The organism is Bacillus sp. FJAT-45066 (assembly GCF_002335755.1).
In the GTDB taxonomy this organism is placed as follows: domain Bacteria; phylum Bacillota; class Bacilli; order Bacillales; family Bacillaceae_I; genus Bacillus_CD; species Bacillus_CD alkalisoli.
In genome coordinates, this window is record NZ_NISQ01000001.1 from 2,301,501 (window position 1) to 2,326,011 (window position 24,511).

Sequence of the window (24,511 nt, forward strand, 5' to 3'; positions counted from 1 at the left end):
TCACTTAAACGTCATCGCTGCATTTACAGCCTTTTTCCACCCTTCATAAAGCTTCGTTTGTACTTCTTCATCCATTTCTGGTTCAAAAGATTTTTCCACTTTCCATTGTGATTTTATTTCCGACATATCTTTCCAAAAACCAACCGCCAAGCCAGCTAAGTATGCCGATCCTAGTGCAGTTGTTTCATTTATTACCGGTCTTTGCACCGGTACATTTAAGATATCACTTTGGAACTGCGTTAAAAAATTATTTTTCACAGCTCCACCATCTACTCTTAATGTTTTTAACGAAATGTTAGAGTCTTGTTCCATTGCTGCCAATACATCTTTTGTTTGATAAGCCAAAGACTCAAGCGTTGCACGGATAAAGTGCTCTTTAGATGTACCTCTTGTTAATCCAAAAACAGCTCCTCTCACTTCGCTATCCCAATACGGGGTACCTAATCCAACAAACGCTGGTACTACATAAACCCCCTCTGTTGATTGTACTTTTTCAGCATAACCTTCTGTATCTTGAGGGTTTTTTATCATTCTCAACCCATCACGCAACCATTGTACAGCTGATCCAGCTACAAAAATACTTCCTTCTAAAGCATATGTCACTTTTCCATTAAGTCCCCATGCGATCGTTGTTAACAAACCGTTTTCTGATAGGATTGATTTTTCCCCAGTGTTCATTAGCATAAAACAGCCAGTGCCGTAAGTATTCTTCGCCATTCCTGCCTCAAAACATGCTTGCCCAAATAATGCTGCTTGTTGATCTCCTGCTGCACCTGCAATTGGTACTTCATTTCCTAAAAAATGATAACTAACTGTTTTAGCATATATTTCTGAAGATGACTTTACTTCTGGAAGCATAGAAGAAGGAATGGTTAATAGCTCAAGAAGTTCTTCGTCCCATTTTAACTCGTGAATGTTATAAAGTAATGTTCTAGAAGCGTTTGAATAATCCGTAACATGTGCTTTTCCACCTGAAAGCTTCCAAATGAGCCACGTATCGATGGTCCCAAACAGTAGTTTACCACTTTCAGCTTTTTCTCTAGCTCCTTCAACGTTATCTAAAATCCATTTTATTTTTGTTCCAGAAAAATAAGCGTCAATTAATAAGCCCGTTTTTTTACGAAAAGTTTCCTCATGTCCATCTTGCTTTAACTCCTCACAAATAGAAGAGGTTTGTCTCGATTGCCAAACTATTGCATTGTATACCGGCTTTCCTGTTTCTTTTTCCCAAACCACGGTTGTCTCACGCTGATTCGTAATACCGATTCCAGCAATTTGGCTAGGTCTAATTCCTGATTCCGAAAAGCATGAAGCAATGACAGATAAGATACTACTCCATATTTCATTAGCATTATGTTCTACCCAACCTGGTTTAGGAAAATACTGTGTAAATTCACGCTGGGATGTATACATGACATCCCCTTGTTTATTAAAAATTATTGCTCGTGAGCTAGTTGTTCCCTGGTCTAAAGCAAGTATATATTTTTCCATGTCTGCCTCTCCCTCCAACAAAATGCCATATTATTTATCTTAATCTTGATTGCAAAATTTTTCTACTTCATGAAACAATTGTATTCCCTTATTCGTAAAGATATTAACATAGCAATAGTTGGAGGTCTCTTAATAGACTACATAGTTAGATAGAAGCTATCCACAAGGTTTGGCCGTATCTAATTTCCAATAGACAATGAAGATGCATGGATTATCTCATTATCCATGCATTTTTGTGTGTTATACCAATAAATAACTTAATTAATGGATCCAACTTCTTCCCATCCGCTATACAATTTTAAAATTTTACATTTTACCTTTCCAGAAGGAACCGACAAAATAGTTTCATCGCCGATCTTTAAACCTATTAACTGTATTGCAACTGGTGTATCATAGAAAAGTTTATTTTCCTCTAAATTAGATTCTCCGTACCCTACAATTTCATATATTTCTTCTTCCGTAAACTCTGTATACTCAAACGAACACTTTACAATAGACCCAATATCAACTTTTTCCGTATTACGCTCATCAACGTAAATAATTTCAGCAGTCTTATATGAATGTTGAATTTCTCGAATATGTTCCTCTACTATACGTTCTTCTTGCTCTAATTTATGAAAGTTAGGATTAGCTAATTTATCATCACCGCAAGCATGATACGCTTTATTTTTTTCTATACGTACTTGCTTTAATTCTCGTTCTAAATTAGCTATTTGTTGGAGAATCACTTTCTCGCCATTAGGTGTAATTTTAACTGCCATCATACTCTCCTTTCTCTTTTTCACTTTTATATTGAATATTCTTTACTATTTAGAATAAAGTGTTAGTATTCCGATAAAGTTAGGGTTATTAAAATGAGCACAAAATCTTTAACTATTCCTAAGCCACTCGTAACATTAAATTAATGGTTTATTGTAGTAACACGGTCCTAATCCTAATTGCTCTTTTGACATCGATACATGCTATTTTATTTATTCCATTTCTCACTGGTATACTTGGATTGTTTCTCAAAGCAAATCCTGCTATTCTACATGGAAAACTTTTCATAAAAAAACGCTCTCAACCTATCCACAAGAAAAAGTTGCACAAGTCCAGTTTTATCAGACAATTGCCGTTTTTATGTTTAGGGCTTTCATTGTTTGGTTTTACATTCAGTTTACCATTTATTGGGTTTGTTTTTACCATTATGGTTGCGCATTTGCTACATTTGCAGCAAACCTAGGGTTCTGTGTAGGTTGTTTTATTCGTTATCAGTGGAAGCAATATCAATATAGAAGATCATTAAAAAATTGAGATAAAAACGGCTGCCTATTAATTCATGGCAGCCTCTTTTTATTAACGTTTATATTTTATTTCATACAGGTCACGACGACGGTCTTTAAGTTGTCTTACTGTACCTGATTGACGTTGCCTACGAAGAATTTCTAAATCGACATCCCCGATAATTACCATTTCAATGTTAGGGTTACATTCTCCTACAATTCCATCACGGGCAAATTCGAAATCTGAAGGTGCAAAGATAGCAGACTGTGAATATTGGATATCCATATTCTCTACTTGTGGTAAGTTTCCACATGTACCAGCAATAACGGTGTAAATTTGATTTTCTACCGCACGAGCTTGTGCACAATATCGTACTCGTAAGTATCCTTGGCGATCTTCTGTATTAAATGGACAGAAAATAATGTTGGCTCCTCTTTCAGTAGCAATACGCGCTAGTTCAGGGAACTCAATATCATAACAAATTTGAATAGCAATCTTCCCGCAATCTGTATCAAAAACTCTTACCCGATCCCCACTACTAATCCCCCACCATTTACGTTCGTTTGGCGTAATGTGAATTTTATACTGCTTTTCAATAGTTCCATCTCGTCGGAAAAGATATGCAATATTGAATACTTTTTCGTCTTCCTCGACGAAGTGTGATCCACCGATGATGTTGACATTATATTTAACAGCTAAATCCGTAAACAACTGGATGTACTGTTCCGTATACTCCGTTAAACGCTGTACTGCTTTACTTGGTGATTTTTCATTTAAAAATGACATTAACTGAGTCGTGAAAATTTCAGGGAACAAAGCAAAATCCGCTCCACCGTCTGATGCTACATCTGTGTAGTACTCTACTTGAGTAGCGAACTCTTCAAACGAACTAATTGGCTTCATCATATATTGCACAACACAAATTCTAACAGGGAACGATGTTTTAAAGTGACGTTTCGTTTGTGGCACGTATTCAAAATTATTCCATTCCATCAAGGTTGCGTATTTGTTCGATGCTAAATCATCTGGTAAATACCCTGGATTAATACGCATTAACGTAAACTCATTTAATAGTTGGAAAGATAATACTGGATCATAAATTTTATGGCGTATTACTTGGCGCACGTATTCACGAGGACTCATTTCATCGGCATAATTATGATAACGTGGTATACGTCCTCCAATAATAATACTCTTTAAATTTAATCTTCTTGCCAGGTCTTTTCGAGCTTCGTATAAACGATGCCCTACTTTCATTCGGCGGTATTCTTGATGAACCATCACTTCAATTCCATAAAGATTGTATCCATCATCATTATGGTTTGTAATGTAGCCTTCATCTGTAATGTCATCCCATGTATGACGGTCATCATATTCATCAAAGTTTATGATTAAAGAAGAACATGAACCGATTATTTCCCCGTCGTATTCTGCACAAAACTGGCCTTCTGGGAACATATTTAAATGACTTTCTAAATGCTCTCTCTTCCAAGGTGACATTCCTGGAAAACAAACATGTTGTAACTTAATTATATCGTCAATATCTTTTTCCTCTATGTTACGGATTATCATTTTTTTCTCAAATTTAGATAAATCGATCTTTGACACAAATTCCAACTCCTACTCTTTGGTCATACCACTTGTACTTATTCCCTTATTTTATTATTCCAAAACAAATTGTTTTTACATAACGGCTTATGTTTATTTGTTTTCTTTTACATTATACCGCATAGTTCTTCCCTTATAGAAAATAATAACGTAATAATGGAAAATTTCCTTCTTGGAGGCTTACATATGATTTTAGGATGGGATTCGTGGAGTTTAGCTCGTTTATTAACACTATTAATTGGATTTGGATACTTTTCCCTTTGGACACAAATTTACATCTGGCATGCAAGAGGGAAATTTCACGCTTGGCAAATGTATATTCCAGTTGTGTCATTGCCACTAGTTGGTATTTTCGGCATTCTCCTTGCAATTTTCCCTAATCCTGTGCTTGGTTGGATTTACTCTATTCTATCATTTTTAGTTATTTTAATTGGTTTATATGGTGGATTTCTACACTGGGGGGCAATAAGTAATCGAACAGGTGGAATTAAAAAGGAAAATATTATGGCTGGACCACCTGTTACACTTCCTTTTACTATTGCATCACTAGGCTTCGTTTCACTATTAATTATTTGGTACGGATGAGGAGGTATGAATGATGGATCATCCTAAACAAACATACTTTCCGGAGTTTAACGTAATGGATCAATTTCATGAATGGGATAAAGCCACACAATGTGTAATTCAAAAGAGACTGGCTGCTAGTGAAGTATCTATTTTTAAACCAGATGAACATGAATTAATTATAGCACTTTATCCTATTATTACCCCTTCTCATTTAGGTGACATTGGTGTAAATGTCGTATCTTTATTAGATGAGCGTTGTCGTGAAGGGAAATTGAATGGTTTTATTCGCGGAAGTGATTTAAGGGTAGTGGATGTTATAAGAACCGGCCTGCGTTATGTTCATGTGGAATGTTACTCACAATTCCACCACCCTTTTTCTACTTTAGAAAAAAAATTACAACTTTCTTATGTAAAGCAATTAGAAGATGACATCGGGATGCCTGATGTTTGGATTAAAATTAAACCTAGATTGTTTCTACATACCTTTTCTAGTGAATTAATAAAAGTCGTATATTCGGACCCTTCTATTTGGTCTGATTTAGGTTTCGGTGGACCAGCTTATCCTCGCGGCTATTATGCATTTGGCTTTAAGCAGTTTGACTCTTGGGAGGCACCTTTATATGACAAAGACGAAAAAAGTTGACGTATGTATTGTTGGTGCTGGTGCTAGTGGAAGTATAATAGCTAGCGAGTTAAGCCGCCGTGGCTTAAAGGTAATTTGTTTAGAGGCCGGGCCTCACCGTTTGCCTGAGCGAGACTTTTCAAGTGATGAACTTGAAATGGAAAAACTATTTTGGAATGATCCAAGGATTAGTCTAGGAGAAGACCCTTTAGACCTTAGTAGAAGCACTTCCGGTAAGGGAGTCGGGGGGAGTGCTGTGCATTATACAGCACAGCTTTTGCGTTTCCATCAATCCGATTTTCGTACGAAAAGCTTTGAGGGTGTAGGAGAAGATTGGCCAATTAATTACAATACACTTGCTCCGTACTATGACAAAATTCAAAAAAAATTGTTACTGTCTGGGCCCATTGATTTTCCTTGGGAGCCTTATGGAGGAAAATTCCCATATCCTGCCCAGCATGATTTAAGTAACAATACGTTAAAGTTTCGTGAAGGGTGTGAGAATGCTGGTTTGAAGCATTCTGTATCGCCGTTAGCTATATTAACTGCTCCTTTTAAGAAAAGACACCCTTGTACAAATAGAGGATTTTGTGAAGAAGGTTGTACACCAGGTGCAAAAACCACACCGTTGAATACATTTGTTCCTGAAGCCATTGCGAACGGAGCTAATATTATTGATAATGCTACAGTAACACGCGTGACTGTTGGCGAAGACGGGTTAGTTAGTGGAGTGGAGTATAAAAGAGATGGAGAATCTTTTTTTCAGGAAGCTCGGATGGTTGTGTTAGCCACATATGCTGTTGAAACTCCAAGATTGTTATTACATAGTTCATCTAGTTTATTTCCAGATGGACTTGCTAATTCAAGTGGGTTAGTCGGCAAATTTTTAATGAGCAATCTAAATGACAAATTTATTGTAAAGTATGCAGATGAAATTAGGATGTATCGTGGAAATCCAGTACAAGCCTTAACGTTAGATCCATATGAATCTGGCAAATCATCCGATTATGCAAGAGGATTTATGATGAATTCGTATGGTTTGCGCCCCCTCCGCCTGGCGACTTTGTTTTTTGAAAATGATTCAGCGTGTATTGGAGAAGAACTTCGAAGTCGCATGTTAGATTACAATTTTTATGGAAGCTTTGCTATGCTCGGAGAAACGCTACCTCAAGAAAAAAATCAGATAAGTCTATCTAATAAGAAGGATGAGAATGGAGTTCCGATTCCGATAGTTGAATATTCTTTATGTGAAAACGATAAAAAGATTCGTGAAGCAGCAAAAAAGTTGTTATATCAAGTTGGTCAAGCTTCAGATGGTGAGCCTTTGTATCACCTGAAGTCACACGCTCACTTAATGGGTGGGTGTCGTATGGGAGAAAATGCTTCGGAGTCTGTTGTTAATAGTTACGGTCAAACACATGATGTTAAAAATCTATTTATCGTAGGTACACCTACATTTGTGACAGCTCCATCGGCTAACCCGACTTTTACAGCGTATGCATTAGCTTTACGAAGTGCTGAGTATATGATGGAGGAGTTGAGGCTCGGGAATCTGTGATTATTAAATTACTTCTAACGTCAGGGAGGTTTTTCTTAAGACCGATTCTTTTTGATTTTTACCACAGAGCAGTCATAATTATCCTCTTATGGACGGTTTGAACTTTTTTTCTTCTCTTACCGGCCTTGGCGACGACTCCCATGGACGGTTTGACCCTTTTTTCTTCCCATACCGGCCTTGGCGAAGACTCCCATGGACGGTTTGACCCTTTTTTCTTCCCATACCGGCCTTGGCGACCACTCCCATGGACGGTTTAACCCTTTTTTCTTCCCATACCGGCCTTGGCGAAGACTCCCATGGACGGTTTGATCTTTTTTTCTTCCCATACCGCCCTTGACGACGTCTCCCATGGACGGTTTGACCTTTTTTTCTTCCCATACCGCCCTTGACGACGTCTCCCATGGACGGTTTGACCTTTTTTTCTTCCCATACCGCCCTTGACGACGTCTCCCATGGACGGTTTGACCTTTTTTTCTTCCCATACCGCCCTTGACGACGTCTCCCATGGACGGTTTGACCTTTTTTTCTTCCCATACCGCCCTTGACGACGTCTCCCATGGACGGTTTGACCTTTTTTTCTTCCCATACCGCCCTTGACGACGTCTCCCATGGACGGTTTGACCTTTTTTTCTTCCCATACCGCCCTTGACGACGTCTCCCATGGACGGTTTGACCTTTTTTTCTTCCCATACCGCCCTTGACGACGTCTCCCATGGACGGTTTGACCTTTTTTTCTTCCCATACCGGCCTTGGCGACCACTCCCATGTACGGTTTAACCCTTTTTTCTTCCCATACCGGCCTTGGCGACCACTCCCATGTACGGTTTGACCCTTTTTTCTTCCCATACCGGCCTTGGCGACGTCTCCCATTGACGGTTTAACCCTTTTTTCTTCCCATACCGGCCTTGGCGACGTCTCCCATTGACGGTTTGATCTTTTTTTCTTCCCATACCGGCCATGAATACATGCCCCATCGTCGGTGTAACTAACTTTTTTTCCACCACAAAATGGTCGTGATTATATTCCTCACGACCATTCAATAAATTCTCATGCGCTAATCGATATTAAAACCAACCCTAGAAAACTTCCCACTACTTAAACCAACTTATAAACCCTAGCTTCCCAAGGTTTTAACTGAAATGAGCTTATTTCTTCTTCTAAATTAACCTCGTAATTACTAATGAGCACTTCTTTATTCGAACGCTCACCTTTACTTTCCCACTCAAACATTGGAGTATTACCCGAGAAGTTCGTTACTACTAGTAACTTTTCATTCCCTAGTGTTCTCGTATAAGCAAAAACTTCCGGATGCTCATCCATTAACATCTCAAACTTTCCGTAAACCATTACTTCATTTTCTTTGCGTAGTTGGATAAGTTTACGATAGTAATGAAAGATAGAGTTAGTATCTGCAACAGCCGCTTTCGCATTTATCTCTTTATAATTAGGATTCACTTCAATCCAAGGTGTGCCTGTAGTAAAGCCAGCATACTCACTTTCATCCCACTGCAAAGGTGTTCTAGCATTGTCGCGTCCTTTTGTATAGATGCTTGTCATAATATCTTCTGGATCGTCTCCATATTCATGAACACGCTCATTGTACATATTTAATGTCTCGATATCTTTGTATTGATCAATAGACTCAAAACGCACATTTGTCATTCCGAATTCTTCACCTTGATAAATGTATGGAGTACCTTTCATCATATGCAAACATGTCGCTAACATTTTCGCAGAAATCTCTCGATACTCTTTATCATCACCGAAACGAGAAACGATACGTGGTTGGTCATGGTTGTTCCAATATAAACTGTTCCACCCAGCATCTTCTAATTCCACTTGCCATTTTCCTAAAGAGCGCTTCAAATCTCTTAAATCTAGTGGTTTCAGGTGCCATTTATTTTTTCCTGGTTGCGTATCTAAATCAACATGTTCAAACTGAAATACCATGTTTAACTCTTCACGCTCATCCGCTGTATACATTTTTCCTTCTTCTGGATTAACACCTGGCATTTCTCCAACTGTCATCACATCATATTGTGACAAAACTTCTTTGTTCATTTCGTGTAAAAATTCATGAATGCGAGGTCCGTTCATAAAATATTGGTGGCCAGATACGTATTTTTTACCTTCTGGATTTGGTGCGTCTGGCAAACCATCCACTTTAGAAATAAAGTTAATAACGTCCATTCGGAATCCATCAATCCCTTTATCTAACCAAAATTTCATCATGTCGTAAACTTCTTCACGAACTTTCGGATTTTCCCAGTTTAAATCTGGTTGTTTTTTTGCGAAAAGATGCAAGTAATACTCATCCGTTGTTTCATCATAATTCCATGCTGGTCCACTAAATGCTGCTTCCCAGTTGTTAGGCTCTTTGCCATCTTTCCCTGGTCTCCAAATATAATAATCACGATATGGGTTGTCTTTTGATTTTCTTGATTCAACAAACCAAGCATGTTCATCGGAACTATGGTTTACGACAAGATCCATAATTAGTTTAATACCGCGTTTATGCATTTCTGCTAGCATTTCTTCCCAGTCTGCCATTGTTCCAAACTCATCCATAATGTCGCGATAATCACTAATATCATAGCCGTTATCATCATTTGGGGATTGGTAAACTGGTGACAACCAAACTACGTCTACCCCTAATTCCTTAAGATAGTCTAATTTAGAAATGATTCCTTGGATGTCACCAACACCATCTCCGTTAGAATCACAGAAGCTTCGAGGATAAATTTGATATACAACTGCCTCTTTCCACCATTTACGTGACATAAAAACCTCTCCTTTAAAAGTAGTATTATTGCGTTATGTATTCTTGTCCATCTGTATTTATGAAATCGATTTCATTCCCTTGTAATTTTACAGGAAAATGAAATTCTTGCAAGCTTTGTACGGTCTTTATAATTTGTATAATTAGTTTGTTTATATTTAGTAACTACTAGCCGCTAGACCTAGACACGCCCTCGGAAAGCGAATACTTGCACGGAAATCAACAGCGGTCTTGCATTACATTTGCAAAAGAAACTTTTAACCCCTTTTAAATCTTTGCAATCCCTCCCTTTCCATACTATAATTTTTTTAGGATGTTACTAGAAAGTAGGGCTGGTAAGGTGACAAATGCTAATAAAAAGATAGAAAACTTGTTATTTGCAGCATGGGCTATTTCTTTAATAGCTACACTTGGAAGTTTGTATTTTTCTGAGATATTGTTTTTTATTCCATGTGAACTATGCTGGTATCAACGTATTTTAATGTATCCCCTTGTAATACTACTTGGAATTGGAGCTGTAAAAAAAGATGCAAACATTCCATTGTATGCATTACCATTTTCTATCATCGGAATTATCGTTTCTTCTTATCATTATTTAATACAAAAAGTTCCTTTCTTTGCGGAAAATTCGATTGAATGTGGAGTTGTTCCTTGTACAGGACAGTACATAAACTTGCTCGGCTTTATTACTATTCCATTTTTAGCTTTCATCGGATTTATTAGCATTACCGTTCTATTATTTTTCATAAAAAAAATGGCGAAAGAAGGTAAATAACATGAAGAAATTATTTGTGATTGTAGGGGTTATTGTCGTTATTTTCATAGCACTTGCTGTTATAACAAACATACAACAAAAGAAATTATCTGAAGGCAACCCATTCGGTAAATCTGTTATTCATGCAGAAACTCAAAAACAATTAAATGATCCACTATATCAAAACATCATTCTACCTGATGATTTAGAAGAGAGCTTAGAAACGGATGTTACGACAACTATCTATTTTTACAGTCCAACATGTGATGCTTGTAAAGCCGCTTCCCCAATTATTGTCCCTGCCGCTGAGGAAATGGAAGTAGACTTAAAGTTATACAACCTACTTGAATTCAATCAAGGATGGGACGATTACAACATTAGGGCAACACCTACAGTAGTGCACTTTGTAAACGGACAAGAAGTAAATCGTGTAGAAGGCTACCAAAGCAGAGAATTCTTCGACGACTGGTTTGAACATATTGTCGAAGAAGAAACACCAGCTCAATAATATTAAACAAACAAGCTATGATAAAGCTAAGTGTTGATATTTAACAATATACCTGTTGATTTCCGTGCAAGGCTGAGACTCCTCGAAAATGCTATCGCATTTCCTTACGAAGGATGCATCGCTCCCGTAGCCTTCCTTGTCCTGCGGGAGAAGCGGGGAGCGGGAGACCCCACAGGCGCTTGCGCCGAGGAGTAGGTTTTTTCACGACAGTGAAAATAACCTACCTTTTTACCGCCCGCGGAAAGCGAATCCTTGCACGGAAATCAACAGTGGCCTTTAACATAGCAAAAAAAAACTTCTGGCATAGTCAACCAGAAGTTTTTTTTACGTTTCTATACTAAGTATTCATTCGTTGCTTTCGCATATCGGCTAAAGAAAACTTGTTTTCTTTCTTCTTGTGAGAATTGATCCATAGAAAATGGAAATGTAAAACCGTACTCTTTTAACAATACAACGTTTTTTGTAAATATTTCTCGATGTTTATGCTCTATTGGCTCTGTTTGAACGGTTTCTAATAAGATAATAATAGTTTGAAGACTTGAAATAATTGCAAGTGCATCTTTTATTGTGCCATTATAAAGAGGAAACATCTTCTCTAAATCGTTGTGAAGTTCGGGGAAAAAGAATAGCGGATAAGACTCTATTTCTTCATCCGTTATATAATAAGGTAATACATTGGTTACGAGGTGCTGGATCAATTCTCCGATATGTTCCTCCTGTTCAGGAGTTGCTGCCAATACTACTTTCACAATTGAACCCACCTTTAAAACACTTCTCTTAACACTAGATTAACACATATAATGAAAAGATTAAGTAGGTAGTTAATGGAATCATTAACAGCCCAAAAATAGAAAGGAAATACGATGAAAATTACAACCCATAAAAACAATATTTTTATCAAAATAACCAAAACAGAAGAAGCTATTTCTTTGCAAGACTTTTTAAAAACTCAATTTCCTGTACCTAAAACGCTGCTACACGAATTCAGAACGGAAAAGAAAGTAGTTGTTAATGAACAACAACCAAATTGGACTTCCCTTCTAACTATAGGTGATACACTTAAAATAAATATAACGAGAGATGAACAAATAACTCCTACTCCGTCTCCAATGGAAATTGAAGTATTATATGAAGATGATCACCTTCTTATTGTGAACAAACCTAGTGGGGTAGACACACACCCTGGTTCTATAGATTCAACAAATACTTTATCAAACGGTGTTGCCTATTATTTTCAACAAAAAGGTATTCGTAGCAAAGTTAGACACATGCATCGACTGGATAAAGAAACGAGTGGAGCAATTCTTTTTGCAAAGCATGCTTTAAGTGGGGCCCTTTTAGATAAAGCATTAGAAGAACGAAAAATTAAACGTACATATATTGCATTAGTAGAAGGTGCAATGAATAAACTTATTGGTAGAATTAATCAACCAATTGGAAAAGATCGTCATCATGCATCAAGGAGAAGAGTTTCGCCTAATGGTCAAAAGGCAGTAACGAATTTTAAAGTGATTAAAAAACTTGTTGGTTGTACACTTGTACAGCTTACACTTGAAACAGGAAGGACTCATCAAATTAGAGTGCATATGAGTCATATTGGCCATCCTTTAGTTGGTGATAATTTATATGGGGCAAAAAATAAACTTTCCCATTCAGGTCAAGCTTTACATGCATGGAAACTTGATGTTCCACATCCATTTAATGACGAAGTAGTCTCAGTAACAGCAACTATTTCTAATGATTTCTCTCCTAGTAAAGACCTTACATTACAAGTGCAAAAAATAGTAGAAAACGTAAAATGTGAAGGCAATTAGTAATTTAGCTAATTGCCTTTGTTTTGTTTGGTCACGTCAAAGATTTTACAAATACAAAGCTTGTTTTATCAAAACTCATCTTCTTCTCATAAAATCGGTGTGCATCTACTCTTTGTAAGCCAGAAGAAAGTGTTATATTTTCATAACCTTTTTCTTTTCCCATCGAAATAATATAATCTAGCAACTTTTCTCCATAGCCACTAGATCGGACCGTAGACTTCGTAACGAGGTCGTATATGTATATATGTTTCCCATGGTAGAAGTTCGTAAGAGGAATAATACCCGCAACAGCTACTAATTGTCCTTTATCTTCAAGACCTAACATTTGATATCCCTCTTTTTGCATCACAGCTAAACGTTTAAAAAATTCCTTTTCTGACAAAGATGTACGTAGTTCTTTTAAAACATGATATCCTTCAAGTAAATCACTCTCTGACTCTAGAAACTTAATCATTCTGTTTCCCCCATATTGTTATGATTTCTTCACATTTTTTTCACTTTTATCATTTATTCTTTATTATAATACTTACTAAAAGGAGATTTTATCGATGAAGCTAAATCATTTTGTTATATTTGCTATAATAATTATGTTTTTAACTGCTTGTAATAGTGGGACAAATAATAACACAAGCGACAAAGTAAACGAAATGCCTAAAATGGTAGAAGTAGAAATTCTAATACCTGAAAACATTCAACCTAATGAAGAGGTTACTATCCAAGCTAGAGTAACACAAGGTGACGAGATGGTAGATGACGCTTCCGAAGTGATGTTTGAAGTATGGCAAAGAGGGCAAGAAAAAGATCATGATATGGTTGAAGGTAAAAATGATGGGAATGGTATTTATTCTTTCACTCAAACCTTTGAAGAGGGCTTCTACTTTGTTGTAGCACATACAACAGCACGTGACCTTCATGTTATGCCTCGAGAAGAGTTTACGGTAGGAACTCCATCACCAGTCGAGGAAGAAGAAGAACACAGCGATCACAACCACGGACATAGCGGTGGACACCACCATCATCATGCAGATTTAGATATCCATTTTGACGCTGGCCACCATCTTCATATGAATGAAGAGACTACTTTAAAAGTAACAGTAAAAAAAGAGAATGCTGCGCTAACAAAAGCAACTGTTAAATTCGAGATTTGGCATGAAGGTGCCGAGAGTCGTGAGTTTATGTATGCGGAAGAAATCTCAGATGGAACGTATGCAACAAACTATTTTTTTTCTGAAAAAGGAAAACATAACATTAATATTCATATTGAAAACGAGGATTTACACGAACACCAATTAGAAGAGGTTTATGTAGACTAAGACTAACAAATAGGGTCGACCATACAGACATGTATGAGTCCACCCTATTTTTATTTCGTCCTAAAAATCAAAATTATCAGGATCAGGACCAATGCGTTTGTCTTCGTTTAACGCATTAATTTTTTCCATTTCCTCTACCGTTAATTCAAAGTCAAAGATATCGGCATTTTCTTTCATTCTATGTTCTTTTACAGACTTCGGAATCGTTACAACACCATTTTGTAAATCCCAACGTAAAATAATTTGCGCAACTGATTTACCATGTTTTTCACCAATAGATTTTAAAACTTCATTTTCTAATAAATGCCCTTGCATTAAAGGCGACCAAGCTTGCATTTGAACATTATTCTCTTTACAGAATGATAATAATTCAACTTGTGCGAGTTTTGGGTGGTATTCGACTTGGTTTACCATTGGTCTAACTTTGGCCATTTCAAAAATATCTTGTAAATGATTAATCTGGAAGTTACTTACGCCAATAGCACGAACTTTTCCGTCACTGTACAACTTTTCTAATGCTCTCCAAGTATCCACATATTTCCCTTTAACAGGCCAGTGAATTAAATATAGATCTAAATAGTCTAATCCTAGCTTAGACATACTTCTTTCAAAAGCCTCAAGCGTGATTTCATAGCCTTGTGCTTTGTTCCACACTTTTGTAGTAATAAAAAGCTCTTCACGAGGTACCCCAGAAGCTTTAATCGCTCTACCTACCCCTTCCTCATTTCTATAAATCGCAGCAGTATCAATGCTACGGTAGCCAAGCTTAATAGCTGTTTCCACTGATTTTTCTACTTCTTCGCCTTCTTCAACTTTGAAAACTCCAAGTCCAAGCCATGGCATTTTTACTCCATTATGTAGTGTGGTTGTAGCATTTAGGTTATTGAACATTTAAAATCTCCTTTCAAAATGTGATATCGTCTGCCATTTATTATGAATGTTTATATTTAAAAAGCAAACATTCTGCCTATGTTTTCACACACTTTTTGTCCCCTTTATACACTAGTAAAAAGGGATGGGTGATCATTATGCATGATTTTATTCTAATGCTAAATATTCTCGCATTAGTATGTGCCGTCTATTTTAGTTATTTGTATACAACTATCATGTTCCATAGACAAAAATCATTTTTGCTTCATAGTGCTGTAAGTTTATTTTTTATTTTTCTCACTTTTTTAGCAACACTTTTTGTATGGTATTACACAGCTTTTGCTTATGATGCGTTAATTTATACGAGCGGGCTTCTTGTCATAATAATTGTTGCACTATTTTGTTTCGCGGTTTATATTGCTGCTTTACATGTAAAAAGAAGCTATTTTCTTTATCAACAAGAGAAAAACCATTATTAAGAAGAGCTTAGGAAACTAGTTCCTAAGCTCTCTCTACATATCAAACGCTACCGTAACCATTACCTTTTATCGGTTCTGGGTAATCTTCTAACGCATACTTTAATTCGCTACCTTTTATTGGTTCTGGGTAATCTTCTAACGCATACTTTAATTCGCTACCTTTTATCGGTTCTGGATAGTCCTCTAACGCATACTTTAACTCGCTACCTTTTATCGGTTCTGGGTAATCCTCTAACGCATGTTGCTGATAAAAAGGGGCAGTGATGATTAAACCTACCAATACTACTGATGTAATAAGTTTCTTCATTTATAAAACCTCCTTAATAGTGAGTTTGTTGCTTAAGTTCTTGAAAACATAGCGAGTAATAATAGCTTGATTTTTTATATTTATAACAAGCTTCAAAATGTAAAGCTAATTTTTCCGCATACATCACAAATTGCTCTCTAAGGTCATGTTGACGGAAATAAGGCAACGCTTTTTCTTGAAAATACTCATCAAGAAACTCGTAATCAGCTAAAACAACCTTCTCTAACATTGTAAAATAAATAATATACTCTTCATATTCTTTGAGATTCACTACTTCATTAAGATAGTTTTCCCCTAAGGTTAACCATTTTTTCGCTTCTTCTAAGTTCTCTAATTTTTCGTTTTCAATTGCTATACAATAGATAGTATTCAACTTGCTTGCAATACTTGCATTTTGTTTTAAATCATAGCTTTTTGTAAATTCTTCTAATGCTTGTTGAGATTTGTTTTGTACAGCATATAGTTTTCCAATATTATGATGAAGCAAAGCTTTTAAATAAGTATCATTTCTAGTATCTGCAACTCTTTGAGCAAGAATATAACTTTTTTCTGACCTTTCATATTCTCCTATCCTTCTGTAAGAGATTCCTAATAAAATATGACATTCCGCACACCTCTTCGTCTCGTAAATGGCTTGATAAATACTTAACGCTTGAGAAGTGTATGTAATACTAATAGGGATCTTCATCGTTTGACTAAAAGCTAAACCGAGCAAATAGTATAGATCTGCTTCCTCTTCTTTTTCAAAATGAATAGAGCGATGAAATAGCTCCTCCGCCTTTTTAAATTGTTCTAACGCAGCAATAAAGTCATTCGTTCTGTACGTATAGAGGGCATAAAACTTCTGATAATAGTAATGCATATGCAAGTCAAACAGCTCGATATATTGCTGTAAGTTGTTTAACATGTTTTTTGCTTTCTCATGTTCACGAATCATTAAAAAATACCGAACTTCGAACAAGAGAAAGTAAATAAATGTTTCTGTGTTGCTTAATATTTTTATTTTTAACAATAGCTCTTCGTACTTTTTCTTACTAACTTCTAAAGCTGAAGTTTCCATACACTTATACCAGTCGATTATTTCTTTATGTAGAGCTTTATCTTCTTCCATAAAAACATTTACATCCAGCCTGTCACAAAGTAATTGAAGAACTTCATTACTAGGAGCAGTTAAATTATTCTCTATTTTAGATAAGTAGGAAACAGAGATGATTCCTTTTGCTAATTCATCTTGTTTCATATTTCGTTGTAATCGATAAAACTTTATTTTACTTCCGATATCCATTTTAGAAGCATTCACAACACGTTGTTCCATCAGCATTTTATGGATCATCCTTTACACTTTTATAGTGACATTGTATGTAATAATAGGTTTATAGTCTAATAGAACCAATTAAAAAGATTATTCAGAAAAATAAAGAGATGTCTAACCTCTTATTTATTCTATTATATATACATTATATGATTCTTGGAACTAATTCATTTAGTTATGTAGGAATAAGGTAAATACTACCTATATTGTTAATTTTTCAACTTGTAAAAAAGCCACTTTCTTTGCCGAATCAACACTAGTTTTGTCTTACATATAGGAATTTAAAATGATTTGTTTAATAAGTTAGTAAGGGGGAATAAGTGATGGATAAAAAAACGTTGGATGTTGCTGAAGATTTAGGGATGTCAGCTAGAACGATACGCGAATGGGTAAGAAAATTCGATATTCCTTGTGAAAAGAATGATTATGGCCATTACATCTATAGCGAACAAGCAATCGCTCAACTCGAAAAAATAAAAGCAGACAGTGAAGTTGCAGTCTCCCAAGAACGTTCACTTGTTAACCGAAAAGGAAAGGTAGAACTTCGAATGAATAATTATGATGATCAACAACTTTCTAGACTAGAAGACCGTATTTATGCTGCTGAACGCATCATTGAACAAAAAGCAGATGAAGTTGTTGCTTATCAACTTCTCCAACAAAGAAAAGAGATAGAGGAATTAACAAATAAAATGGAAATGTTAGAAGCGAGACTTCTAAATATAGAAAATAAAAGACAAAAACAACTAGATCCACCAATGGTGTTAGATCAAACACCTTTGAAACAAAAGCGTAGAGGTATGCTACGTTCCATATTTAGCCTTTGATGTGTGTATCGAAAGGGATGAAGTTCATTTTTTATTTTTTTCTTGGTCAAAATGAACTTCATACGCCTTATCAAGTTCATTTTCTTCTTTTTTCTTACCTAAAATGAACTTCATCTGCCTTATCAAGTTCATTTTCTTCTTTTTTCTTACCTAAAATGAACTTCATCGACTTTATCAAGCTCATTTTCTTCTTTTTTATTACCTAAAATGAACTTCATCGACCTTATCAAGCTCATTTTCTTCTTTTTTATTACCTAAAATGAACTTCATAAACCTTTTCAAGTTCACTCTTCCAAAATACCTTCCATTACTCCTTTAAACCTACTAATTAATGCTACTTTCTCTTCATCTGTGATCTCTGCATTTGTAATTCTCGTTACTGCAAAATAAAACTTTTCGTAAGGATTTTTTCGCACTCGAGGATGAGTAAGCTCATCCTTCAATTCTCTTTTCATTAACTCTTTCAAAACAACTTCTATATCTATATCTTTAACATTTTCTAGGTTCCTACTATTCCATAAGTTTTTGTAAATGATTAACAATTCTCCAGTATTCATAATAATATTCTCCTTTCTAAATAAATTCAAATAAGATTTTTCAAAAAATGTAGAATTTTCCTATTTTTTGTGGTACTTTTATGAAAAATGTATATTATAGGGGCCGACTATGGACTACGTAAAAGATATAATCTTGAATTTATTTTTTATTCTCTTTCCTATCCTTTTATATCATAGCATTTCCTTTTACAATCGAGAAAAATATTCACAAATGAAAAGGGAATTAATTATTTTTCTTCACTGTGCTTTTGCTGCAATTCTCTGTATGACATTTCCCATACCAATTGGAAATGAATTACAGTATGACTTACGTTCCATTCCTATTTTTGTATCCATCATATACGGTGGCTACATTTCAGGTTTTTTAACCGTACTATCCATATTAATCTATCGGGCTTTTTTAGGCGGAGATGAAGGAATGCTTGCCACCCTAATAGCTATTCCGTTTTTCGTTATATTGCCAACGCTCTTACACCCTTATTGGCGTAAATTCACTAAAAAGAAAAAGCTGGTATTGTTACTACCTATGGCCTTAATAAAAATGATATCCTCTGCCATAGCACTCTCCTTAAGTTCTTATTATTACGGGCTCGGAATGGCACACTATGACCATACCATTTTACACGCTGCTGTTGGTGGGGCAATTTTCTTAATTACTCTTTATCTCTGTTTCTTAACAATTGAATATTTTTACGACGTTCATCAACTACAAAAGCAATACAACCGTGCTAAAAAATTGCAACTTGTATCAGAATTAGCTGCAAGCGTAGCGCATGAAATACGTAATCCATTAACAGTTGTAAATGGATTTATCCAATTACTTGGAACAGAACGTAATAAAGCAAATCAAGAATACGTACCCATTATCTTAAAAGAACTTCAAACAACAGAAAAAGTAATAACAAACTACTTAGAATTAGCCTCTAATGACCTCTCATCCGCTAAACCTTTAGGCACGAAAGATTTAATTAACACAGTTTTCGATTCCATTAATACGTACTCTCAAAACAGCAATGTACAATTAGTTAGATCTGAGAAAAAGAATTACCGAATACGAGGGGATAAAGAACAATTATCTTTAGCTATAATAAATATATTAAAAAATTGTATAGATGCAATTGAACACGAAAATGGCAACATTCAAGTGAAAAGTTATTTAAAAGGAAACGAAGTAAACTTTGAAATTCGTGATAATGGTAAAGGCATGACACTTGAAGAAATAAACATTCTTGGTGAACCTAGATATCAGCTTCATGAAAAAGGAACCGGTTTAGGCCTAATGACTGCTTTTTCCATCATTTATGCACACGGTGGAGATATCTTTATTTCTAGTAAACCTAAAAAAGGAACAACATTCATCGTATCCTTGCCAGGTTACAAAAAAGAAGGAGCTTGACTACTAAGTCAGGCTCCTTTCTTTTTATAGATTCATAACAGTGTCTGCAGGGATAAATACGTAAACTAAAATTGCAACTACAAAACAATAAATGGCAAAATAAATTAATTTACTACGCTTTAAGAAATCAATGAGCCAGACGATTCCTAACCAAGAAAAAATGAATGTAACAATAAAGGAAACGATTAATGCTGGAGTTCCAATAGCTGATAACATGTCAGTCGTAACGTCTCCGAAAGCTAATACAGTAGATCCTAAAATAACTGGAATGGATAACAAGAATGAATAACGTACTGCTGTTTCACGACTTAATCCAGCAAGTAGTGCTGTAACTAACGTTGCACCGGAACGTGAAATTCCCGGAAACACCGCAATTGTTTGTCCTAAACCAACAATAAATGAATCTTTTAAAGTCATATCTTTCTCTTCGCGAGTACCATAACGGTGGAAACGCTCAATGTAAATTAAAGCTACACCAGTAATAGCTAAAGTAATAGAGATTGTTAATGGTCTTTTCATTGACTCGTCAAAGATATCTTTTAATACTACGCCTAACCCACCAGTAATAATAGTTGCTACAACTATATATATGGCAAACCAAAATTGCGCTTTGTTTTCAGGAGTTTTTTGCTTAAAATAACGAAAGAATCCGGTAATTACTTTCCATAAATCTTTTCTAAAATAAATTACTACAGCTACTATGGATGCTAAGTGTAGAAAAATTTCAAACGCAAAACCCGGGAAATTGTATCCTAGTAAAAGCTGTGTAATGACAATATGAGCTGTACTTGAAATGGGTAAAAACTCAGTAATACCTTGTACTATTCCAAAAATAATTGCTTCTAAAATTGACATATAAAAATATCTCCCTCTCTAGAAAATCCTCTCCTATTGTATCATAAAAAGCATTCTACTTTTGTATTAAATTTTCATTAAAATAAATGCTAATGCAAAGCTTAGTATAGAGCCAATAACACTTACTGCAACATATAGACCAGCTTTTTTATACAATTTTTCTTTTATTAACTGAACTACCTCTACACTAAAAGTAGAAAACGTGGTGAAAGCACCAAGAAAGCCTATACCTATTGTTACAAAATATGGATTTTGATATAACACATTAGGTTCTTCATAAATCATCCCATACAAGACTCCTAGAAAAAATGATCCAATAACGTTGACAGCTAGCATGCCAATAGGAATAATCGGAGTCGGATACCTTTTCATTATCCAAACGCCCGCTATATATCTTGCCACTGCTCCTAGCCCTCCACTAATCATGATTAAAACAGGAAATATATTATCCATGCCCGTACACCTTCTTTTTCTTCTCTAAAGCTTTAATACCAATTCTTAATCCAAAATAAACTCCAATTGCTGCTAGCAATATTCCTCCCAATACAGAAGTTAATATGTACAAGATGACATAATCTAAAGAGCCATTCATAAGTAAAATATTTGCATCTCCTGCTAATGTGGACATCGTTGTAAAGCCTCCACAAACACCTACTCCAAGACCGACTTTTAACCATTCACTGATCGTTGTTTTGATTAGGAAACCCGTGAGTAAACCTAACAGAAGACTCCCAATTAAATTTTCTAAGACAGTACCTATGGGAAAAGTCATCGTAATTGTTCCTAAATTTATGTAATAACGAAGCAACGCTCCTATTGCCCCTCCCAAAAAAATCGCAATTAAGTTTTTTGTCATTAAAACACCTAACCCTCCAAAAGATACTTATCTATAGTTTAAATGAAAATTTGTAGATGTTTAACTATTTTCTCCCACTTTGAATGAATCAATTTCATAATACTGTTCGTTTAGTGAAAAACGAATGTAAAGTTTAATATAATTAAATAACGTTCGATATAAAACGTTAATTATATGAAAGAATAGGTTTAATATTCGTTTTTCGTTTAGTAATTGTACATTATGAAACTCACTAGACTTATAGACTGTAATAAATGAACAAAACACTTGTGGAAGTCCACAAGTGTCTTTGTCGTTACTTCTGTTTAACTGTTTGTTGCCATTTTAGCTAATGGCCCTTCTTCATTTAATATATCTTGTAAATCGAACACATTAATCGGAAACATAGGTAAACCAACGACATATGGTGAAATTTCATATGCTTGGAAATACACTACTAACAATTTATCGGCAATATAAAAATCTTGATCTGGCTTTATTTTTGTAAATGGTTCTAGCGTAGGGATCTCTCTTGCTTCAATCTGTCCCTTAATGATTTTTGAAATTCTACCTACATAGTTACTCCCAGGCTTAAATAATTCAGCTAACGTGTATTTTTTACCACGTTCTGTATCAAAAGTTAATGATTTTACTACAGTTAAACCGTGTGCGGCTTGACGAAAGTAGGTATAATTGTTAATAGTCAAACTTAACACACCAAGTTCGTTCGTTTTTAAGCCGAACCAGCTATATAGCTCATGAACATTCGCATATTGTTCACCTGTTTGTTGTTTTATTTGATTATGAATTAATTGTGCAACTTCTCTGTTAATCGTTAACGCAAATGTACGATTTTGTATGCCACTTATAACCGGAAAATAAACAATCCAATTTGGAGAAAGTTGCTGTTTTCCTGTTTTCACGATTGCTGGCGGAATAAAAGTGAACAAGCCATCACCACCCTATTTGTGTCTTCTATACTATATTCACACGTGGCTTGTATCAAAACAGTATGTAAGGAGAAAAGATTATTTTGAAAAAAGATAACGAAGTGAAACAGCAAGTAAACTGGCAATCATTTTTGCAATTTATTAAAGGTTCTAATGTGCCAAAAGGATTGCTAGCAATTGCTCTTACTATTAGTGTCATAGAGACTATTGCAGGATTAGTTGTTCCAGTATTTACTATGTTTTTAGTCGATGAACTTTCTACAACATCCTTTCAAGTCTCTACTATTTTATTTTTAGCAGCGGCTTTTGTTGTGCAAACCATTTCTGCAGGTTTCTCCTTTTACTTATTAAGTTACATAGGAGAAAAAATTGTAGCGAGTATTCGTAACAACTTGTGGAAACACGTACTAGCTCTCCCTATACCATTTTTTGACCAAAATGAATCCGGAGAAACGATGAGTAGACTTACTCAAGACACGAATACAGTAAAGCAACTTATTACTTCACAACTTGTTAGCTTTATTACTGGAATCATTTCGATTATTGGTTCGGTTCTAATACTTCTTTATATCGACTGGAGAATGACTGTTATTTTATTATTGGCTGTCCCTCTGTCGCTTGCTATTATTATTCCGCTAGGTAGGAAAATGTACAAAGTATCAAAAGGGATGCAAGATGAAATGGCAGGCTTTACCGCTAACTTAGGAAGAGTTCTGTCGGAGATTAGACTTGTGAAAGCTTATCGAGCGGAAGAAAGAGAAGAAAAAATAGGTGAAGAAAGAATTAACCACTTGTTTCAGTTCGGTTTAAAAGAAGCCAAAATACAAGCTATTATCTCTCCTTTTATGACGTTTATTATGATGCTCGTGTTAGTCATATTAATTGGATATGGTGGCGTAAGAGTAGCTTCCAACGACTTAACACCAGGTGCACTTGTGGCAATCATCATTTACATGTTTCAAATTGTCATTCCATTTAGTCAAATGGCTCGTTTTTTCACTGTTTTTCAAAAAGCGATGGGTGCTACAGAAAGGATACAAACGATTCTTTCTATGGATACAGAAAAAAGAGAATTATCTAAAGAGCCTTTTACATTAGACCCCAAAGCTGATTTGACATTTGAAAGAGTGACTTTTTCCTATAGTAATGGGAAGACAATCCTCCACGATGTTTCGTTTTCAGTGCCTAGTGGTAAAACAACAGCATTTGTTGGGCCTAGTGGTGCTGGGAAGACAACGATATTCTCTTTAATTGAAAGGTTCTATGATCCAACTAGCGGTAATGTGAAGATCGGATACCAAAATGTGAATGACATTTCTTTAGGAGAATGGCGAACGGTAATTGGATATGTATCTCAAGAAAGTCCCATAATGTCAGGGACAATTAGAGAGAACATTTGTTACGGCTTGCAACGAGATGTTACGTTGGAAGAAATAAAACACGCCGCAACGTTAGCAAATGCTAGTGAGTTTATCGAAGATTTAGAAGATGGGTATGAGACTGAAGTTGGAGAACGGGGAATTAAACTCTCTGGTGGTCAGCGCCAGCGACTTGCCATTGCGAGAGCATTTATCCGCAATCCGAGAATATTATTGTTGGATGAAGCCACATCAAACCTAGACTCGCAATCTGAAGTACTCGTGCAGCAAGCATTACAAAAACTAATGACTGGAAGAACGACACTCGTAATAGCTCATCGATTATCAACGGTCATTGATGCTGATCAAATAATTGTCTTAGAAAATGGAAGAGTATCAGGTAGTGGAACACACGATGAGTTGCTAGCACACCATGAACTTTATCAAAAACTAGCGACAGCACAGTTAAGGTTAGAGGACTAAGAATA

At 35.6% G+C, this 24,511-nt stretch carries 28 protein-coding genes and 1 pseudogene; 13 read left to right on the forward strand and 16 right to left on the reverse strand.

The annotated features are described in order from the left end of the window. The gene (gene glpK, locus CDZ92_RS11700) at positions 1-1,491 is read right to left on the reverse strand and encodes a glycerol kinase GlpK (RefSeq protein WP_096155413.1); all 1,491 of its coding nucleotides are present in this window, start codon (positions 1,489-1,491) and stop codon (positions 1-3) included. Positions 1,492-1,748: 257 nt separating this feature from the next. After that, positions 1,749-2,255 (reverse strand): GreA/GreB family elongation factor, encoded by a 507-nt coding sequence (locus tag CDZ92_RS11705; RefSeq protein WP_096155414.1) that lies wholly within the window; start codon positions 2,253-2,255, stop codon positions 1,749-1,751. 140 nt (positions 2,256-2,395) lie between these two features. Between CDZ92_RS11705 and CDZ92_RS20500 the strand changes: the two are divergent. Both CDZ92_RS20500 and CDZ92_RS20505 read left to right on the forward strand, forming a co-directional pair. After that, positions 2,396-2,470: pseudogene (locus CDZ92_RS20500) on the forward strand (hypothetical protein); the annotation flags it as partial. A 20-nt stretch (positions 2,471-2,490) separates the two neighbouring features. Then, complete coding sequence (locus tag CDZ92_RS20505) at positions 2,491-2,784, forward strand: DUF4395 family protein (protein ID WP_369679961.1); 294 nt, start codon at positions 2,491-2,493, stop codon at positions 2,782-2,784. Between the two features lie 42 nt (positions 2,785-2,826). Here CDZ92_RS20505 and CDZ92_RS11715 read toward each other — a convergent pair whose 3' ends face one another. Continuing rightward, positions 2,827-4,326 (reverse strand): bifunctional GNAT family N-acetyltransferase/carbon-nitrogen hydrolase family protein, encoded by a 1,500-nt coding sequence (locus CDZ92_RS11715; protein WP_096156988.1) that lies wholly within the window; start codon positions 4,324-4,326, stop codon positions 2,827-2,829. Positions 4,327-4,548: 222 nt separating this feature from the next. On the opposite strand from CDZ92_RS11715, the gene CDZ92_RS20325 reads away from it, so the two are divergent. Genes CDZ92_RS20325 through CDZ92_RS11730 form a run of 3 tightly spaced genes read left to right on the forward strand, consistent with a single transcriptional unit; the run spans position 4,549 to position 7,109 of the window. Beyond that, positions 4,549-4,947, forward strand: coding sequence for a hypothetical protein (locus tag CDZ92_RS20325; protein WP_096155416.1), 399 nt, complete (start codon positions 4,549-4,551; stop codon positions 4,945-4,947). 10 nt (positions 4,948-4,957) lie between these two features. After that, positions 4,958-5,572 carry a gluconate 2-dehydrogenase subunit 3 family protein gene (locus tag CDZ92_RS11725; RefSeq protein WP_141395221.1) on the forward strand — a complete coding sequence of 205 codons (615 nt, stop codon included), beginning with the start codon at positions 4,958-4,960 and terminating at the stop codon, positions 5,570-5,572. Continuing rightward, positions 5,550-7,109, forward strand: coding sequence for a GMC family oxidoreductase (locus CDZ92_RS11730; RefSeq protein ID WP_176483757.1), 1,560 nt, complete (start codon positions 5,550-5,552; stop codon positions 7,107-7,109). The genes CDZ92_RS11725 and CDZ92_RS11730 overlap by 23 nt, the downstream gene beginning before the upstream one ends. Before the next feature lie 253 nt (positions 7,110-7,362). On the opposite strand, the gene CDZ92_RS19650 is transcribed toward CDZ92_RS11730, so the two are convergent. The 3 genes from CDZ92_RS19650 to CDZ92_RS11740 are packed head-to-tail and all read right to left on the reverse strand — an operon-like array spanning position 7,363 to position 9,890. Further along, positions 7,363-7,875 carry a hypothetical protein gene (locus tag CDZ92_RS19650; protein ID WP_141395222.1) on the reverse strand — a complete coding sequence of 171 codons (513 nt, stop codon included), beginning with the start codon at positions 7,873-7,875 and terminating at the stop codon, positions 7,363-7,365. Positions 7,876-7,882: 7 nt separating this feature from the next. Further along, entirely contained in the window at positions 7,883-8,149 is a 267-nt protein-coding gene (locus tag CDZ92_RS19655; protein WP_141395223.1) for a hypothetical protein, read from the reverse strand. Positions 8,150-8,204: 55 nt separating this feature from the next. Next, positions 8,205-9,890 (reverse strand): glycoside hydrolase family 13 protein, encoded by a 1,686-nt coding sequence (locus CDZ92_RS11740; RefSeq protein WP_096155420.1) that lies wholly within the window; start codon positions 9,888-9,890, stop codon positions 8,205-8,207. A gap of 338 nt (positions 9,891-10,228) precedes the next feature. Between CDZ92_RS11740 and CDZ92_RS11745 the strand changes: the two genes are divergently transcribed. After that, on the forward strand, positions 10,229-10,663 hold the full coding sequence (locus tag CDZ92_RS11745; protein ID WP_227521530.1) for a disulfide oxidoreductase: 435 nt from the start codon (positions 10,229-10,231) through the stop codon (positions 10,661-10,663). A 1-nt stretch (position 10,664) separates the two neighbouring features. Further along, on the forward strand, positions 10,665-11,150 hold the full coding sequence (locus CDZ92_RS11750; protein ID WP_096155422.1) for a thioredoxin family protein: 486 nt from the start codon (positions 10,665-10,667) through the stop codon (positions 11,148-11,150). Positions 11,151-11,482: 332 nt separating this feature from the next. Here the strand turns inward: CDZ92_RS11750 and CDZ92_RS11755 are convergent, their stop codons facing one another. Further along, entirely contained in the window at positions 11,483-11,899 is a 417-nt protein-coding gene (locus CDZ92_RS11755) for a DUF5365 family protein (RefSeq protein ID WP_096155423.1), read from the reverse strand. A gap of 114 nt (positions 11,900-12,013) precedes the next feature. On the opposite strand from CDZ92_RS11755, the gene CDZ92_RS11760 reads away from it, so the two are divergent. Continuing rightward, a complete protein-coding gene (locus tag CDZ92_RS11760; protein WP_096155424.1) occupies positions 12,014-12,964 on the forward strand; it encodes an RluA family pseudouridine synthase in 951 nt (316 codons plus the stop codon). A gap of 31 nt (positions 12,965-12,995) precedes the next feature. Here CDZ92_RS11760 and CDZ92_RS11765 read toward each other — a convergent pair whose 3' ends face one another. Continuing rightward, positions 12,996-13,418, reverse strand: coding sequence for a GNAT family N-acetyltransferase (locus CDZ92_RS11765; protein ID WP_096155425.1), 423 nt, complete (start codon positions 13,416-13,418; stop codon positions 12,996-12,998). A gap of 94 nt (positions 13,419-13,512) precedes the next feature. Here CDZ92_RS11765 and CDZ92_RS11770 point away from each other — a divergent pair, with 94 nt between their 5' ends. Then, positions 13,513-14,277 carry a FixH family protein gene (locus tag CDZ92_RS11770; protein ID WP_096155426.1) on the forward strand — a complete coding sequence of 255 codons (765 nt, stop codon included), beginning with the start codon at positions 13,513-13,515 and terminating at the stop codon, positions 14,275-14,277. A gap of 60 nt (positions 14,278-14,337) precedes the next feature. On the opposite strand, the gene CDZ92_RS11775 is transcribed toward CDZ92_RS11770, so the two are convergent. Then, positions 14,338-15,168 carry an aldo/keto reductase gene (locus tag CDZ92_RS11775; protein WP_096155427.1) on the reverse strand — a complete coding sequence of 277 codons (831 nt, stop codon included), beginning with the start codon at positions 15,166-15,168 and terminating at the stop codon, positions 14,338-14,340. Between the two features lie 137 nt (positions 15,169-15,305). On the opposite strand from CDZ92_RS11775, the gene CDZ92_RS11780 reads away from it, so the two are divergent. Continuing rightward, the gene (locus CDZ92_RS11780) at positions 15,306-15,626 is read left to right on the forward strand and encodes a hypothetical protein (protein WP_096155428.1); all 321 of its coding nucleotides are present in this window, start codon (positions 15,306-15,308) and stop codon (positions 15,624-15,626) included. Positions 15,627-15,666: 40 nt separating this feature from the next. Here the strand turns inward: CDZ92_RS11780 and CDZ92_RS11785 are convergent, their stop codons facing one another. Next, positions 15,667-15,933, reverse strand: coding sequence for a hypothetical protein (locus tag CDZ92_RS11785; protein WP_096155429.1), 267 nt, complete (start codon positions 15,931-15,933; stop codon positions 15,667-15,669). A gap of 13 nt (positions 15,934-15,946) precedes the next feature. After that, positions 15,947-17,254, reverse strand: coding sequence for a helix-turn-helix transcriptional regulator (locus CDZ92_RS11790; protein ID WP_157842764.1), 1,308 nt, complete (start codon positions 17,252-17,254; stop codon positions 15,947-15,949). A gap of 314 nt (positions 17,255-17,568) precedes the next feature. Between CDZ92_RS11790 and CDZ92_RS11795 the strand changes: the two genes are divergently transcribed. Then, positions 17,569-18,072, forward strand: coding sequence for a MerR family transcriptional regulator (locus tag CDZ92_RS11795; RefSeq protein ID WP_096155431.1), 504 nt, complete (start codon positions 17,569-17,571; stop codon positions 18,070-18,072). Positions 18,073-18,356: 284 nt separating this feature from the next. Here CDZ92_RS11795 and CDZ92_RS11800 read toward each other — a convergent pair whose 3' ends face one another. Further along, entirely contained in the window at positions 18,357-18,629 is a 273-nt protein-coding gene (locus CDZ92_RS11800; RefSeq protein ID WP_096155432.1) for a hypothetical protein, read from the reverse strand. Positions 18,630-18,738: 109 nt separating this feature from the next. On the opposite strand from CDZ92_RS11800, the gene CDZ92_RS11805 reads away from it, so the two are divergent. Further along, entirely contained in the window at positions 18,739-20,025 is a 1,287-nt protein-coding gene (locus CDZ92_RS11805) for an ATP-binding protein (protein ID WP_096155433.1), read from the forward strand. 24 nt (positions 20,026-20,049) lie between these two features. Here CDZ92_RS11805 and uppP read toward each other — a convergent pair whose 3' ends face one another. From uppP to CDZ92_RS11825, 4 genes are all read right to left on the reverse strand, one after another. After that, on the reverse strand, positions 20,050-20,880 hold the full coding sequence (gene uppP, locus CDZ92_RS11810; protein ID WP_096155434.1) for an undecaprenyl-diphosphatase UppP: 831 nt from the start codon (positions 20,878-20,880) through the stop codon (positions 20,050-20,052). Positions 20,881-20,946: 66 nt separating this feature from the next. Then, complete coding sequence (crcB, locus tag CDZ92_RS11815; protein ID WP_227521531.1) at positions 20,947-21,333, reverse strand: fluoride efflux transporter CrcB; 387 nt, start codon at positions 21,331-21,333, stop codon at positions 20,947-20,949. Then, positions 21,326-21,736: a fluoride efflux transporter FluC gene (locus CDZ92_RS11820; protein ID WP_096155435.1), complete on the reverse strand. Its 411-nt coding sequence runs from the start codon at positions 21,734-21,736 to the stop codon at positions 21,326-21,328. Before CDZ92_RS11820 ends, crcB begins: the two co-directional genes overlap by 8 nt. 305 nt (positions 21,737-22,041) lie before the next feature. After that, positions 22,042-22,665, reverse strand: coding sequence for a DUF3298 and DUF4163 domain-containing protein (locus tag CDZ92_RS11825; protein WP_227521532.1), 624 nt, complete (start codon positions 22,663-22,665; stop codon positions 22,042-22,044). Between the two features lie 83 nt (positions 22,666-22,748). On the opposite strand from CDZ92_RS11825, the gene CDZ92_RS11830 reads away from it, so the two are divergent. Next, positions 22,749-24,506, forward strand: coding sequence for an ABC transporter ATP-binding protein (locus CDZ92_RS11830; RefSeq protein WP_096155436.1), 1,758 nt, complete (start codon positions 22,749-22,751; stop codon positions 24,504-24,506). Positions 24,507-24,511: the final 5 nt, after the last annotated feature.

What these genes read in the sequence shown, in the direction of transcription:
- CDZ92_RS11805 (WP_096155433.1), top strand. Translation starts at nt 18,739, where the DNA reads ATGGACTACGTAAAAGATATAATCTTGAATTTATTTTTTATTCTCTTT.
- CDZ92_RS11775 (WP_096155427.1), bottom strand. Translation starts at nt 15,168, where the DNA reads ATGTTCAATAACCTAAATGCTACAACCACACTACATAATGGAGTAAAA.
- CDZ92_RS11715 (WP_096156988.1), bottom strand. Translation starts at nt 4,326, where the DNA reads ATGATAATCCGTAACATAGAGGAAAAAGATATTGACGATATAATTAAG.
- crcB (WP_227521531.1), bottom strand. Translation starts at nt 21,333, where the DNA reads ATGGATAATATATTTCCTGTTTTAATCATGATTAGTGGAGGGCTAGGA.
- CDZ92_RS11780 (WP_096155428.1), top strand. Translation starts at nt 15,306, where the DNA reads ATGCATGATTTTATTCTAATGCTAAATATTCTCGCATTAGTATGTGCC.
- CDZ92_RS11760 (WP_096155424.1), top strand. Translation starts at nt 12,014, where the DNA reads ATGAAAATTACAACCCATAAAAACAATATTTTTATCAAAATAACCAAA.
- CDZ92_RS11740 (WP_096155420.1), bottom strand. Translation starts at nt 9,890, where the DNA reads ATGTCACGTAAATGGTGGAAAGAGGCAGTTGTATATCAAATTTATCCT.
- CDZ92_RS11800 (WP_096155432.1), bottom strand. Translation starts at nt 18,629, where the DNA reads ATGAATACTGGAGAATTGTTAATCATTTACAAAAACTTATGGAATAGT.
- uppP (WP_096155434.1), bottom strand. Translation starts at nt 20,880, where the DNA reads ATGTCAATTTTAGAAGCAATTATTTTTGGAATAGTACAAGGTATTACT.
- CDZ92_RS20325 (WP_096155416.1), top strand. Translation starts at nt 4,549, where the DNA reads ATGATTTTAGGATGGGATTCGTGGAGTTTAGCTCGTTTATTAACACTA.
- CDZ92_RS11770 (WP_096155426.1), top strand. Translation starts at nt 13,513, where the DNA reads ATGAAGCTAAATCATTTTGTTATATTTGCTATAATAATTATGTTTTTA.
- CDZ92_RS11730 (WP_176483757.1), top strand. Translation starts at nt 5,550, where the DNA reads ATGACAAAGACGAAAAAAGTTGACGTATGTATTGTTGGTGCTGGTGCT.
- CDZ92_RS11765 (WP_096155425.1), bottom strand. Translation starts at nt 13,418, where the DNA reads ATGATTAAGTTTCTAGAGTCAGAGAGTGATTTACTTGAAGGATATCAT.
- CDZ92_RS11795 (WP_096155431.1), top strand. Translation starts at nt 17,569, where the DNA reads ATGGATAAAAAAACGTTGGATGTTGCTGAAGATTTAGGGATGTCAGCT.
- glpK (WP_096155413.1), bottom strand. Translation starts at nt 1,491, where the DNA reads ATGGAAAAATATATACTTGCTTTAGACCAGGGAACAACTAGCTCACGA.
- CDZ92_RS11790 (WP_157842764.1), bottom strand. Translation starts at nt 17,254, where the DNA reads ATGCTGATGGAACAACGTGTTGTGAATGCTTCTAAAATGGATATCGGA.
- CDZ92_RS11785 (WP_096155429.1), bottom strand. Translation starts at nt 15,933, where the DNA reads ATGAAGAAACTTATTACATCAGTAGTATTGGTAGGTTTAATCATCACT.
- CDZ92_RS11705 (WP_096155414.1), bottom strand. Translation starts at nt 2,255, where the DNA reads ATGATGGCAGTTAAAATTACACCTAATGGCGAGAAAGTGATTCTCCAA.
- CDZ92_RS11820 (WP_096155435.1), bottom strand. Translation starts at nt 21,736, where the DNA reads ATGACAAAAAACTTAATTGCGATTTTTTTGGGAGGGGCAATAGGAGCG.
- CDZ92_RS11725 (WP_141395221.1), top strand. Translation starts at nt 4,958, where the DNA reads ATGATGGATCATCCTAAACAAACATACTTTCCGGAGTTTAACGTAATG.
- CDZ92_RS11750 (WP_096155422.1), top strand. Translation starts at nt 10,665, where the DNA reads ATGAAGAAATTATTTGTGATTGTAGGGGTTATTGTCGTTATTTTCATA.
- CDZ92_RS19650 (WP_141395222.1), bottom strand. Translation starts at nt 7,875, where the DNA reads ATGGGAGTGGTCGCCAAGGCCGGTATGGGAAGAAAAAAAGGTCAAACC.